Source organism: Cytophagales bacterium (genome assembly GCA_033344775.1).
Lineage (GTDB): Bacteria > Bacteroidota > Bacteroidia > Cytophagales > Cyclobacteriaceae > JAWPMT01.
In genome coordinates, this window is the sequence record JAWPMT010000005.1 from 2,696,659 (window position 1) to 2,711,661 (window position 15,003).

General features: G+C 40.4%; 12 protein-coding genes. All 12 read left to right on the plus strand.

The genetic code is table 11. The annotated features are described in order from the left end of the window. Positions 1-213: 213 nt before the first annotated feature. The 12 genes from R8G66_28940 to R8G66_28995 all read left to right on the plus strand — a co-directional run bounded on the left by R8G66_28940 (position 214) and on the right by R8G66_28995 (position 15,001). Entirely contained in the window at positions 214-1,083 is an 870-nt protein-coding gene (locus R8G66_28940; protein ID MDW3196436.1) for a DUF5675 family protein, read from the plus strand. Further along, entirely contained in the window at positions 1,080-3,581 is a 2,502-nt protein-coding gene (locus R8G66_28945) for an N-acetylmuramidase domain-containing protein (GenBank protein MDW3196437.1), read from the plus strand. The genes R8G66_28940 and R8G66_28945 overlap by 4 nt, the downstream gene beginning before the upstream one ends. Next, complete coding sequence (locus tag R8G66_28950; protein MDW3196438.1) at positions 3,581-4,171, plus strand: DUF4230 domain-containing protein; 591 nt, start codon at positions 3,581-3,583, stop codon at positions 4,169-4,171. Before R8G66_28945 ends, R8G66_28950 begins: the two co-directional genes overlap by 1 nt. Next, entirely contained in the window at positions 4,168-6,675 is a 2,508-nt protein-coding gene (locus R8G66_28955) for a hypothetical protein (GenBank protein MDW3196439.1), read from the plus strand. The genes R8G66_28950 and R8G66_28955 overlap by 4 nt, the downstream gene beginning before the upstream one ends. Positions 6,676-6,696: 21 nt before the next feature. Then, a complete protein-coding gene (locus R8G66_28960) occupies positions 6,697-7,062 on the plus strand; it encodes a hypothetical protein (GenBank protein ID MDW3196440.1) in 366 nt (121 codons plus the stop codon). 245 nt (positions 7,063-7,307) lie between these two features. Next, complete coding sequence (locus R8G66_28965; protein MDW3196441.1) at positions 7,308-7,592, plus strand: hypothetical protein; 285 nt, start codon at positions 7,308-7,310, stop codon at positions 7,590-7,592. A gap of 12 nt (positions 7,593-7,604) precedes the next feature. Next, positions 7,605-8,780 (plus strand): hypothetical protein, encoded by a 1,176-nt coding sequence (locus R8G66_28970; protein MDW3196442.1) that lies wholly within the window; start codon positions 7,605-7,607, stop codon positions 8,778-8,780. A gap of 22 nt (positions 8,781-8,802) precedes the next feature. Then, on the plus strand, positions 8,803-8,997 hold the full coding sequence (locus R8G66_28975) for a hypothetical protein (protein MDW3196443.1): 195 nt from the start codon (positions 8,803-8,805) through the stop codon (positions 8,995-8,997). Positions 8,998-8,999: 2 nt separating this feature from the next. Continuing rightward, entirely contained in the window at positions 9,000-9,695 is a 696-nt protein-coding gene (locus R8G66_28980) for a hypothetical protein (protein ID MDW3196444.1), read from the plus strand. Between the two features lie 641 nt (positions 9,696-10,336). After that, on the plus strand, positions 10,337-12,895 hold the full coding sequence (locus R8G66_28985; GenBank protein ID MDW3196445.1) for a LodA/GoxA family CTQ-dependent oxidase: 2,559 nt from the start codon (positions 10,337-10,339) through the stop codon (positions 12,893-12,895). An 18-nt stretch (positions 12,896-12,913) separates the two neighbouring features. After that, positions 12,914-13,960, plus strand: coding sequence for an FAD-dependent monooxygenase (locus R8G66_28990; GenBank protein MDW3196446.1), 1,047 nt, complete (start codon positions 12,914-12,916; stop codon positions 13,958-13,960). An 84-nt stretch (positions 13,961-14,044) separates the two neighbouring features. After that, positions 14,045-15,001: a bifunctional helix-turn-helix transcriptional regulator/GNAT family N-acetyltransferase gene (locus R8G66_28995; protein ID MDW3196447.1), complete on the plus strand. Its 957-nt coding sequence runs from the start codon at positions 14,045-14,047 to the stop codon at positions 14,999-15,001. Positions 15,002-15,003 lie beyond the last annotated feature (2 nt).

A 15,003-nucleotide genomic window follows, 5' to 3' on the forward strand; every position in this document is an offset into this window, starting at 1 on the left:
TTTTATTATTAAAGCGGAGCTAGTGGTATTTGTTTTTTAGCAGGAAATCGTTTCTGCATTCGATTGGATCCCATTAAACCAGGCAGAAAGATCTCAAGCAATATTATAATAGTGCAATTGATTCTAAGAAACATGCTGCCGTCACTTTGAAAATATCCGGGCGGTGTTGATTTTTAGATTCAAAGTTTCGATTTTTAGTCATATTACTTAATAATGAGAAGAGCCATTTTTCTAGTATTAGTTGCTTTAGGCTTGATTGCCATTCTTCTTTTTATCTATAATCCAGATCTATTGGAGAAGATATGGTTATGGCTTGTAGGCCTTATAGGCGTGATTATCTCTTCCATTAAGTCCCTAATCAACGGCGTGCTCAATTTTTTCAAAGAAAATGAAAAAGATGACGTCAATAAAGAGAACAAAACAGCAGAAAAGGAGCAGCTAAACCCTAAGCAGCCCGAAGCCAATATTGCTAGTCCTCAGCCAGATCAACGGCAGCTTGCCGCGAAAGACAAAGAAATTTCCTTGCTCAAGCTAAAAGTGAAAGAGCTTGAATACGCACTTAGTTCCTCGAATACCGAACTGGACAATTTTCAGGGAACTACATTGACAGTACTGCGATATTTTGATGACCAGTCCACAACATTGGGACTACTCTTTATAGAAAACGAATTTTTCTGTTACACCTTGGAAGATACTTACCGGCCTCACAAAATCATGAAAGAAACAAGAATCCCTAGTGGTACCTACCAATTGGGTTTCAATGAAATTGAATCAAATACTACCAGCAGGTATAGAAAAGGCCGGCCCTGGTTCAAATATCATTTACATGTGAAGGACGTCCCGAACTATTCCGGAATATTGATCCATGTCGGGAATACCAAGGAAGATACAGCAGGATGTCTTTTGGTCGCAGACAGTATATCAGGGGGAAATAAACTAAAAACAGTCTATGATTCCTGGAAAGCCTTTGAACGACTTTACAAGACACTCCGTCCAAAAATAGAAAACAAGGAAGACGTAAGAATCCGGTATTATGATGAAGACTGGTTTGAAAAATTTAACCTTAAGCGAATTGTAGCATGATTGACAGTAAACGATTAAAAAATTTATCCTGGTGGTGGGGTGTCAATTTTCTGCTGATCGCTGCATTTATCATTTTGCATCTGCTGTTGGATGGTCAAACAAGACAGTCCATAAAATATCAGTTCTCACTGGATGCATACGAGTGGGGAATCATTATGCTTATATTCTCGGCCCTGATTCTCATATCTGCCTTGATGCCATTTTTCTGGGAACAATTATTTAGAAAGCCCGGAAGGATCATCCAGCTTCAGAATCAATCGAAACTGGCTAATGAAACTATTCAAGACATTGCCAGCGGAAAAAGTACGTTGGATGAAAAGAAACCGGGTCTCATGGATGCGAACATTCAAGCTATCTACCTGGAAAGTACAGATACTTTAAAAGAGTTTGTTGAAGAGCTGGATGGAGCCGCGAACACCGATGGAAAGATCGCGCAATTGAAGGCATTAAAAGTTTATCTGGAAAATGCCTCCAAAACCTGGCTCATTGCATTTTTTGCATCAACGATGTTCATTTCGGCTATCGGTATCATTACCCTTTTTGTGAAAGAAATTACACCGGACTATTGGGTGGGTATTGCAACAGGCCTTTTGCTTTTGGTGCTCTTCTCCGGCCTTGCCATATATTCTATTTTCATTCTTTATGTTGCAAACAGGACAAGTTTGTTTTCTAAGATCCTGAAGTGGCTTTCAAAGTACAATTATTTACAAAAAGCTGCGATCATTTATATAGTAAGTCTGTCTTTGATGGTCGTGATACTGGCATACGTCGTGTTAGTTTACGGTCGAAGTGGCGCATGGGACGCTGCTGTGGTTTCCACGGTTTTTGTATATGTAATTGCCTTTTTTGGTATCAGGTTTTGGTATAAGAACATAGATTCCTACGGAAGAGCAGTAGAGCAGCGAAAGAATCCTTACCGAAAGATGTTTTTTGGGAGCGTCAACATCATTTCAATGATACTCCTCGCCGTAGGACTTACAGGTGCTTTTCTCTTGCTCTTTTCCAGTGAGGAGAATAATTCCTATGAGGCCATGGGACTGGTGGTCATCATTATTTGGGCCGTGATCTTCCTGAGATACTTCATCTGGGCCATTTATCATTATAACATCAACTTCGGTCTTACCGACAAGGACTGGGATGAGATTTTTCAGGCCAGAAGAGACCGGGATAACGGAATATTGGTTTCTGAAGAGCGCCTGAAGGCGCCCAAAGCCAACCCATACAGAGCTCAAACCTTTGGTCTTCCTCCCGGGACCATAAGGGGAATGATCGCCGTTACCTTGCTGTTCGGCGCCATCGCCATGCTCATCGTTTCGATGGGAATGAATGGCAACATCGACCAGGATAGTTTCTTTTGGGATCATTTTGAATTTTATAAAACTGCATTCCTCATGATGATCGCCTTCTATTTTGGGGACCGATCCCTGAAATATTTGCAAAATCGTTGGCCATCCGTTCAACAGGGCAAATTCAAAGAAGCACAACTAAAAAAAAACGGGGCGGAGCCTAATGACGACATAAAAAAGGAGGACGAGGTATTCGCACAGGAGAATGGACTTGATGAAGAAGAGGAAGAAGCTGGCCAAAAGCTTAATAGTCCCTCGGATATCAAAGATTTGTTGAATACTGCTGAAGCAAATGTGCCTGCAAGCGTCAGCGAAGACTTAGAGGCAGAATTTGTCCAAATCAAAGATTTAGGGGTCAGTAAGGAACTTGATGACAACCTGATCCAGGAGGTGGCTGAAAAAAGTACTATAGAACCAGCTGCCTTAAAAGCAATCATAGAGGTGGAATCTTCAGGTAGTGGGTTTCTGAACAATGGAAAACCTAAAATCCTATTTGAAGGTCATCGCTTTTGGAGTTGGCTTGAAAAAAGAGGGCATAATCCGGAGCGACTCAGTAAAAGCTATCCGGATCTTATTTACAAACGCTGGACACGTGAACACTATCTGGGAGGGCAAAAAGAATATACACGATTCCAACGAGCCTATAAAATAGATCCTGTAGCTGCCGTTTATGCGACTTCATGGGGTCTGTTTCAGATCATGGGTGAAAATTTCCATAAAGGTGGGAACTGTGCGAACAGATCAAAGGATAAATCACATTTTTCTGAGACTGAAAACAAACTGAAAACAGAGACAGATATCCAGAAGATACCGCAGCATGAAAAAGATTTGAATCAGTATTACAAAAGAGTAGCGGTTGATAGTAATAAATGGGAAATTGATCCCGATGATTTCATTGATAAAATGGAATGGTCGGAACTCAACCACCTCAATGATTTCTTAGCTTTTATTGGCACCAAGAAATCTAACCATGCGATCGGAGGCTCCAAAATGAAATTAATCACGATCCTGGAAAAACTCAATACCGAGAAGGATGAGGAGATCATTGAGAAACTTTGGCGAGCCTTTGCCTATGGATATAATGGCAGTGGGTATGAAACTCACGGGTATCACATTCGATTGAAGAAAGCTTTTCAAAGATATCAAGCCTAATGTCTAAGCTGATCTACATTGTATTGTTAAGTGTCATGCTGTATTCCTGCAACAGGGACAACAGGGGCCTGGTGGTTGGAAAAATCCATAAAGCATCCAAGCTGGCAACAACAGAGTTTACGATAGACAAGATTGTTCACGGTACCAAATCCAAAAAAATTGGATGGTTGATCAAATTGAGTGAAGCCCGTTTTCTGCTTAGGTCGAAAGTAATTGTAAAGGCTGGGGTCGACCTGAAAAGGTTAAAAAAGGAAGACATTGAGATTGATGGCAAGAGCATCTCAATTGTACTACCTCCCATCGAAGTATTGAATTTTTCTTATCCTCCCGACAGCATGTTCATTGATAATGAAGTCACCAGAAATGCTTTCCTCAATCAGATATCTGTGGTTGATCAGGAAGAATTTCTTAGAAGGGCAGAGTTGGATGTAAGAGCCAATCTGCAATTTATGGGGATTGTAGAAACCTCTCAGCAAAAGACCCGAACCATGCTTACGGCACTATTGAGTTCTCTGAACTATGAAGAAATATACATCAGATTTCAATCGGATGAGTTGATCCTGGATCAGGTACCGGAAGAAGACATATGATAGGACTCCTTACCAAACATTGGAAATTTATTCTGGATGTTGCGATTGTGGCGGCAATCGTGATTTTGGTATTCCTTTGGAATCCTTTAAATCTGTTTGGTTCCGGACTGAAACTACAAAGCACGGCTAACATGGTTTCGAAGGTCAATGAAATCGGAGAACTGATTACCGCTGAGTATTATGGGGAAGTAATCGCTCACGACAACCTACAAGAAGTTGAGATAGAGCAACCAAATTATTTTGATGAAACGGGAGCCCTCTATTATCTGGAGTTGAAAGATAGTATTGCCAAATATTTTCAGAATGAGTACGAATCCGGACTTTCAGTTATCGAGGATAAGGATTTCAGACCTGCGAAGGAAGAACGCAAGATCAACAAACTCATAGGGAACATCAAATCCCAAACGATTAAAAAATATGTTGATTTCTACAAGACTGAAGGGACTAGAACCTATGAAGAAGAGAACTTATGGTATCCGCTATTCTTGTACCTATCAGAGTATGAGCACAAACAGAGAACCAAAGCCAAAAAATTCATCAAGAATGAAAAATACGTAGGACGTGTTCTCAAAGAGGTCATCAGTAAGGAGGTCAACCTGATAGCCGAATCGATCACTGGAAATCCGGCCTACGACGGGTACAGCCTCCAAAGTTTTACCAGCACCAAATCCTTCAAAGAAGTCTATTATGATTACATCGATAGGCAGGACGCTATCATTGGAGGAAAAAAGAACAATGAATTAGCATTAATTGGCCGAGGCAGTGTGAAAGCCGGTTTTAGATTTGGGGAATTCAATGATCGGAATTTTGTCTATGATGAAAGCAGAAACGTTATACACCTGTATGGCTTCAATGCTGAAATTTTAACTCAGGACATCAATCCATGGTTCATCCCCCAAAAGCGGGTGCCAGGTTTCGAAGTGCTTATCGCAGAGAAGGATGTATCATTTGAAGAAATGAAGGCATTGAAATCTAAATGCGTGAAAGTGCTTCGCGAACGAGCAAAGGCAGCAGGTATCTTAAAAGCAGCCCAGGAAAATGGAGAAGAAGCCCTAAAGGAATTTTTTAATTTGGTGCTCGATGAAGAGGTCCAGGACGTCATTTTTCACAAGGACGAATTATTTTTCCATGAAGATGAAATATTGAAAGACGAAGTGATCTCAATTGCTGAGCTCCGTACCATTGAGGCCACCTATCGATCAAATCTAAAACTCATCAACGAATCGAAAAGTAAGGCGGTCAGAATGAGAAGGGAAAAGCTCCTGGTATCCTTTCTACAAGAACTACAAACCAGTAAGATTCAATACGAGCAGAAAGAAGATACCACCACAACGGTCATTTCTATTCCCTTCAACTATTTCACTCGGCACATTCCCAAATTGATGGCTGATGGTCGCTTGATAGACAAGATGGAAGGAAGCGAAACATTTGAGAGTGAGTTGGAATTTATTGTGAAAGATCTGCGTCACAATCCTGTTTCCGCCAACCAAAATTCTCCTTATCGAAACCTTCCTGAACAAATGAGCTATTGGTTTGAAGATAGCTTACAATACCTTGTTCAATTCAACGTCTTCTTAGATCACCTATTTACCGATGATTTTAAGGGTGTTTATGACGTAGTGATCGTTGAAGGAGAGAGCCTGGAAGATACTCCTGAAAACCTACTCATCGCAGACTCATATATCGCGGAAAATGAATACGAGGAATATGTCCGGAAGGATGATATGATCCATTTTCTGAAATACGAACTGAAACCCGGTCATACAAAAATCGAGCGGTACGGAATAAATGATTCTTTATTTCAGGCTACCCTATTAGATGACAAGACCGAGTTTGACCTGCTATGGGTTCCACCAGATTCAGTTGTTGAAAAACAGGTGAATTCGCTTTTCAGCAATGTACTTTATGACTGGAAGGAAGATGACTTTGATCCTTATTCAATTAGAGAATTGGATAGCGTTAAGTATTTGATTGTCAACTCGCATCCTGATACCCTTCTATCGTATAAAATCATTGCGCAGGGTAGTCTGGATGAACCTTTTCAACTGAATGGGAAAAACTATAAACGAGGAGGATCCCTGAACACCAGATTGAGTACGGTTAACTCATTTTTCGAAGAAGTTCGGTTGAAGGAACTTTCAAATACATGGTACCTCACTTCAGAACTTGGTAATGCAGTGACAGATGATTTCTTTGTCCGAAAAGCTGAGGAAGAGGTATACTGGTATAAAGGAGGCCCGATGTTCGCCATTACCAAACAAAATGTTGTTGATCATCTTGATCTACTTGGTATCAAAAGAAGGGACCTGAAAAAAGAACAGGAAGCGATCAGATGGGCCATATATGAACGAAGAAGTACTTATCAATCCAGCGGTACTGTCGGCCAGTTAAGGATGCGTGCGAATAGCTTTATCGAAAAGGATAGTACCATATCCACTTCAGTGAAAGACGGCAGAAAGTGGATGAATGATAAGATTCGGGATTTAAAAGGTGCAGTGAAGTAAGTACGATTGGTCCAGTTGGTTTTGCCACCATCAATCCAAAAGCGCTTCCCAGGTTTGGATTTCCGGGAATTCAGTAGCCATCTTCGAAGGACAAGAAAGAAACCTGCCGAGCATCATTGCGATGCTCTTTTCCCCCATTACCGTCCTGCTAACGCCCCATTTATCCGACCGTTCAAATTCGGCAGGATTCTCTTCACTTACCTCATCCCTATTGTTCCTTTATTCGTCCTTTGGGACGGAGTAGTTTCCTCCTTACGGACCTACTCCATCAAAGAAATGAACGAACTAGTGGCTGACCTCAAAGGAACCGAAACCTATACCTTGAACATCAACAAAGTAAAATCCGGACCGGGGGTTATTTTGTACATGGTGGGGGTAAGGAAATAATGTTTAGTGGCATTTTTTTGGCAGAAGATGGTTTGTAATTTCGGATTAGGTTGTCTTATGAGGGAAGTGACACATATAGGCGGCGTGTTAGCCACTAGTTAACTTCAATCCATACTAAGTATATAAATACCTAAAAGTCGGTATTGCTCCAACCTCTTCACTTATTTAATATTACGGAAAAAATTATGGCTAACTGGACAAAAAACAATAGAGCTTGTACAACACTTTGGACAACTCTATTTAATATGAAACAAATTGAATCAAATTTTGAAGAGAGTGGTAAGATAAAAATGGAAGACCTAACCTTCTACAATGTCTTATCAAGTTCTGATCTCAGAAACCAAGAAGCAAAAATCATCGCAGATCAACTTGATAATATTTTCAGAATTGGCAGGGGAGCAAAATATGAAAGTGGTGTAACGAGATCTGATGCGATGACTGCAATGGTTGAAATACTTACAGACGACTCTAAACTAGTAGAAGAGCTTGCTGCAAAAGTTGATGATCAGTATCTCTTTTGGGGAGAATAAATGTATATAAACATGAAGAAAGTAATTCTCATCACCTTAACATTTTTAACAACAACGTTCTCTTTTGCCCAAGTTTCAGAAAAACAAATAACAGAATTGACTGATTATTTGAAATCATTAAATAAAGATGACGAAGCTATTAAAGAAGCTATTGATGGTTTAATTGATAGTCCTGAACTCTACAATGACATTTGGGAAATCCTTATTGATAACGCCATTAAAAGTGATAGCGTTAAATGGAAATACCTAGACGATTTGAACCTAAAATTCAAAACATTTCAAACTGAGGACAATACAAATTCAACACTTGGTTTATCTTATGACTTTAGTTTTGACTGGGCAAATTTTAATGAAACAAATAATCGCAGGGTCCCGCAGACTTTTGGGCTTGACGCTAAAGGAAATATTGCTTTTCACAAAAGTCTGAATCCAAATGACTTTCTTGAAAGTAATGTGAATTACAATCTTAGCTGGTTTATCGGTGGTGTTGTGAAAAATTCTGACTCATCGATATTTACTGAGCTTAATGCAATAGAAGATAAGCTAGTAACCTACGATGACCCACTGTCTACAGAAGCATTGAAACTATGGAATGAATTCGGTCAAAAATTGAAGCTTTCAAACCAGTATTATTTTTCAATTGAACCGAAGTTTGGTCTAGAGTCGAACCAAGATTTTTCTAAAACCCAGTTAGCTCCAGGATTCAAGCTAAACTTAGGAGTAAAGTCATGGTCAAGTTCTTCTAAGTTATCTAAACTAAATGTTTTTGATTATCCTTTTGCATTAATTAGAGCTCTAACTAAAGCTGATAAAAAATTTACCCCACGTGGAGCAACTATTCCAACTATTCAATTTGGATTAGACTATGTGGTACCACAAAACGATTCAATTCGAGAAGAATTAGTAGGAAATCTTGATCCGTTTCTTAGAACAAAGTTAGAGGCAAGTTTCAGAACGTATGTCTCAAAAATTAAAAAACAAAAAATCTTCTTCAATGCTAACTTTAGGTATTATCAAGAATTGTCAGCTGATGAAGCTGTAGAGAATGCTGATTTAGCCGATAATACATATTATGTTATTGCATTGCAATCATCCTCTGGATTTTATGTCAGTTACGCAAATGGTTCATTACCTTTTGATGCTAAAGACGATGAAGTCTATGCAATTGGTTTCAATTATAAATTTTAGTAGCTGCTAAATAATTTACACTATGGCACAAAAACAAAACTTAGAATGTCCGGAATGTGGTGCTAAATTCGTGTTTGACCCAAATTCAGATCAAAAAGTTATAAGTAACCTTAACGAGTCATACGTTCCAAAATTAAAAAAACAGATTGAAGTAACGGCTTACCTTGAATGTCCCAATGGGCATACAAAGCCTTATAAGGTAACCAAAGAATATTAGCAATGGAAATAGTAAATGATGAGTATTGGTTGAAATATGGCAAAACCTCTATTGAGCAATCTCTATCTAGCCGAAATGCTGCCGCTGCAAAGCTTGAAAAAATGACTCTTTGGTTTTGGGGGCTATATACTGCATCTTTTACCATTGGGGTCTCAATTAATATTATTGAAGCACCTGTAATAGTCCTAGTTATGCTGGCTTCACCGATTGTTTTACTTATACTAACATATTGGTTTTGTATTCTCGCTCAGCTCCCTGTTAATGCTGAGTTCGATCCAACAATTCCCTATGAGATTAAAGAAGCATTTAATGCGGGTTTAAAAGTGAAAAACAGGAGATTTTCGATAGCTCGTTATTTAACCTTGTTCTCTGCATTATTACTTAGTTCTGCTCTATTCTCAATGGCCTTTGTTAAGAAGAAAACTACTAACTCATTAGATGTTACCTTTCATAGAGAGAACTCTGTTTTAGTCGTATCAGGATTATTTCCAACAGGAACTGAAGTTGTAACCGAGATTGATTCTTTAAATTCTAAAGATGAAATTGTAAGATTCTATACCAAAATTTTTAAAATTCAGGAAACTGGAATCCTTAACTTAAACATTCCGATGAAACAACTCCCCAAGGAGATTACAGTATCAGCCAAATGGAAGGAGAAAAAAATAAAGAAAGGCATTTCTAGAAGTTTGACTAAATAACATATTGCTAACAAACACTAAAAATGAATATGCGATCTGAGCTATTTGAAAGGACATTGCGAATAGCCTACATCACAGATTCTAGCCACTAGCGCGCATACTCATTTTAGTTGCATGTTAGCACCACCTTGATATGCAGATTAAACACCTTAAAGTCCTGGAACATTTCTTTGAAAAGACATCCTTGTGGATCCATCCGATAAATGAAACTTCTACAGTATCATTTATTCATGGGTTTGAAGCAGGAATTGATAGTAGAATTTTTACAGTTGACTTAAAGGAATACATGGAATCAGAACATAATATTTACGGATCAAATCAAGGATGGCCTCGTCAAATATCATTGTATGCAAAAAGGAATAATCTGGAATGGCCCGAAGCATTTATGGAGATAGGAAGTAGGGTCCTTGATCGAATAAAATCAGCTTCTAACAACAACTAACAAACACCCGCATTCATAGGATTTAATCACCCATCCGTTTCTTTACCCCCACCCCATACCGCAACTGCGGTAGATTTTTCAATGCACACTTTGCTGTATTAATGTCCTGCTCGGAGTACTGAATTTTGAAAGGTTCAATATTCTATTGAGCAGCTACAATCCGTCTTTGTTTTCGACAGTAAAATTTTAATTAAAAGAAATGAAAGAGCAGAAAAACCCCGCATTTAGAATCTACCCGTCCATCGGGATAGCGCGAATGGGCAACGGGCCCGCAACCAAGGAAGAGGTTGTTTTCAGCCCGGAAGTACCCTGGAGACATTTATTCGATACCGATATCGTCCCTTATACATCGGAGGGTGCGTTGAAAAAACAGGCACAGCGATTTTACATCTACAAGTGTGATGAAAAAGGGAATCCCGTGGAAAAAATCAGTCCGGAGGATTACGATATTCAGTGGTTTGTGGAAGTCGCCAACAAAAAATCATTTTGGTATGATTTTAACAACAGCCTGGACCTCTCAGTAGACATGGATGATAAGGTTAACGATTTTAACAACAAGAACTTAAGCAAAGCCTTTTACGAAAACCGCATTGCGCCTGGGATCAGTGCCAGTTCCAGAAACCCAAACATTCCTAGTGAAGGCACGAAAGAAAAGAATATTCCCAACTCCAGAAAGGAGCTGGTGAATGGACCTAATTTCGGATCCGTTTCTTTGGCCAATAGCCGAATGGAACTTGAGGGTCTTTTCCCTTACCCTCGGACCGAAGAAGGTCAAGATAAAGTGAGTAAAATCGCTGCCAAAATGAAGACACATCCCAAAACGGTCAAACTTGGCACCATTGAATACGATGATGATCCGAAATACAACGGAGCACTTATTTTTTACAGCGGAGATGGCGTTTCTGCCTCTTTGAACCCTTCAGACCTCAATACTGATTTTGCTGACAACTCGAATTGGTATGACGATATCTGTGACGGTCGGGTAACCGCGAAGCTGACGCCAAAAGGAGGCGGAGAAACCATCGTTTTGGATGGTCCGGAAGCCGCTGCATGGATTGCCAGTGCACCACCGGATTATGCACCACAAATCAATCCGATCTCGTCGCTGTACGATTTGGTGACCGGCGCAGCTAAGGGTGACTTGCCAACAGATAAAGGATCAGTCCTAAGCATGGTGCTTCCTTTGTTTTTCAAGTTCTACCAAATGCAATGGGTCAATTTGAGTGACTTCCTGGCACCATCCTTCAAGGAGATCATTGATAAATTAATACACAATAACAAATTTGATTTGCTCTATACCCCTGGTCCTGAGAGCCAGGCGATACGTGAGTACATCTTTAAGCAATTCAGGAATCCTAGATACGATTACGACAAGAAAGAAGGGATCATCCCTAGTAAAGATGTCACCTCTTTTGATGCTTTGGGAATCCCCCCACTACCAGACAAACTGCCTACGTATGTTGGTGATGGAGTGAATTACCCTGGTAGCCCGGCACAATGGTTTGCTATTCCACCATTCCTCTATGATCAAATGGAACAATGGAGCTTAGGGCACTTTACTACGCCTCCGGAATTAATCAGCTTTGTGAAAAATAAGGAGAAGGACAATAAAAAGAAGAATCCCAATCCTATGATCTGGTTAGGTGAGTATTACCAGAGTGACTTTAATGCTGCGGCTAATGATCCTAAAAAAGCACCCTTGTTAATGACACGAGCGGTTTTGGAAACATTGTATGGCGGAGGGTTCCATCCTGGTGTCGAGCTGACCTGGCCCATGCGACATGCGCAAATGTATTGTGAGAATACATTGAAACACCATTCTGTGAATGGGGTAGAGCAGAACGACTTATTTGGCTTGCGAGAAGTCCGAATCAACTCGGCCAGTAAAGAAGTGCAAGACAAGGTATTCTTCAAGGATTTCGGATTCTTAATGACTCCTGAAGATGTAAGAAAATCCATGGATCCGAAAAACGAAGATTACTACTGGTTGTGGCAAATAACACCCGGAGACCTGACCAAATGGATGGGCATTCCATGGCAGTCTGATGCCGGCAGTTGTCAGGCAGTTTGGATCGATGCGCAATATCCTGTGCCTTCCTGGTGGGCTGCAAACCTTCCAATCGATGTACTGACCAACGAAAGTTATAAGGCAATAAAGAACCCTGAAACTTTGCCTGACACTAAACGCAATCTCTACGCAAGCCGTCAGCCCTGGCTTCAAACTACGGATACGGGTTATGTGGGATATCATGCAGAAGGAGGCTATTTGAACGGACTCATTAACATGGTCTATCAATGGGATCAAATAGGATCGGTGGCCGCTCGAAAATTAGATGTGGAAGGATTCCCTGAAACCGTGTATGTTTCTTTCCATGGGCAAGACGTAACGGATGATCAGCCAGTCTTGTTAGGTGTAGTCTATCCAAGTGAACCGTCTCCTAAACGTGGACCATTTTACAAAAAAACGGAAAAAGAGGTCCTGATCCCTTCGGGCAAACTGGCCATCCTGTCTGGTGAACCCGATGGAACTGGAACGACCTATGTAGACGATCAGGTTACAATCTCTGTAAATGGGAATGTAATATTTGAATTTGATTACAGTCATGGAAACTCGGGCAGGATCATTCCAAGAGAACCCATAGACCTGACTGAACAATTGAAACCATATGCTGGCCAAAGGGTAACCATTGAAACGGTTTATTCAGATCTATTTGGAGGGTCACAAGGGGCTTCAAGTTTTTTCCTGGTTTTCCGTTAATTAAACATAATTGATTCAATGATGAAGACAGATGTAGTAATCGTGGGTAGTGGTATGGCAGGCCTGGTCCTATCTGTTCTTTTGAAAGAAAAGGGTGTCGATCACGTCGTGTTAAGTCGTGTGGAAAACCGAAAAACACTCGAGTTGCCGGAAACCATTCCCCCCGCTACATTGGTGCTTTTAGAATCATTGAACTTACTGGAGCTTTTTTCGAAAAGCTCCAGTAAAACCTTTGGTTATCATTCCCTGTGGAATGGAAATGCAATCACCAACGATAATTTCTTCCATCACAATCCCTATAAGTATGGCTTAAAATTGAACAAGAAGCAACTGCTCCATGACTTGGAAGCATTGGTCCAGGACCATGTAACACCATTCAATAATCTCATTGAAATCAACCAATCGGATGAAAATGTAATCGTAGAGATTGAATCAAATCACACCTTGCATAAAATATCCTGCCGGATCATGGTAGATGCTACAGGCAGAAATAGAGCGGCGCTAAAGCATCTTGGTATTTCATCCGAAACCTTTGACAACCAGGTCGCATTGAGCTGTCATCTGCCTTATTTCAAACACTCCCGATTGATCCATCCCATCTTTACAGAATCCTTTGAAGGGGGCTGGGGCATTGTTTCTCCTTTGAACGACCAGGTTAATGGCATGACCCTTTATGCAGAGAAAGGCAGTCCTATTCTATCACAACTCAAAGACTACCGAAACTGGAAAGCTGCGCTCTCCAAAACACAAGTATTAAAAGATTTTTTGACGGATGATCTGAATCGAAAAGTAGTAGGTGGGAATGCCAATTCGTCCCGAGCTGCACAACTTACAGGTGCCAATTGGCTGGCCCTCGGAGATGCGGCCTTTACCTTTGACCCACTATCATCACACGGCAATTCAAACGCCATTTACAGTGCTAATTTTGCCGCCAATGCCATTCAATCAACTTTGACCAATAATGGAAATCCATCCTTTAAACATTACGAAGACACGATGGGTCGCGTGTTTGAGGAGTATTTAAGGCAAAAAGCGAAATTGTACGATAGCAGTATATCGATTTGAAGCGTACATGAGAATTTATTGCCGAAGGTCAGGAATAATATCTTTTCCTTATATTTGTAACTAGTTACGTAACCGCTAACATATATGGATTTCGAAGCAATAGGTAAAATGGCATTGGGCAGCAGGTTAAGGTTTTTGAGCGAAAAGGTCACGGAAGATGCTCAGCAGATCTACGATGCTTACGGCATTGAACTTAAGCCAAAATGGTTTCCAGTTTTCTATTTTCTGTCAAATGAAAAATCAGGAAAATCCATTACAGCTATTGCCACTGAAATTGGTCATTCACATCCCTCAGTGATCAAGATTGTAAGAGAAATGTCTAAGGATCAGCTGGTTCAAGAACAGAGAGATACTAACGATGGGCGCAAAAACCTGATTCATTTGACAAAGAAAGGTGTGGAGCTGTCCATTAAAATCAAGGCACAGTACATCGATGTGGAGAACGCCATTGACAACATGCTAAAAAATTCGAAGCACAATATTTGGTTCGCTCTTCAGGAATTCGAATACATTCTCAATGAGAAGACCCTTTACGCCAGGGTACTGGAAGAGAAGAAAATGAGAGAATCAGCGACAGTTCAAATAGTGGATTATCAAGCGAAACATCACTCGGCTTTTCGGGAACTCAATGAAGCGTGGATCAACCAATACTTCCGGCTGGAGGATGCCGATAGACAAGCCCTGGACAAGCCGGTGGAACACATCTTAGAGAAGGGAGGAAAAATTCTTGTTGCCGAACAAAACAACGTCGTTTTGGGCGTGTGTGCTTTACTGAAGATGTCTGACGAAAATTACGATTATGAACTTGCCAAAATGGCCGTTTCTGCAAAAGCAAGAGGACTAGGCATTGGATCTCTATTAGGAAAAGCGGTCATCGAAAAAGCGAGGCAGTTAGATGCCTCTTACCTGTATCTGGAAAGCAATACAATTTTAACACCGGCAATTTCCCTCTATGAAAAACTGGGATTCAAAAAGATCACTGGACGGAACACACCCTATGAAAGATGTAATATTCAAATGGAACTAAAACTAAACCCTTGACG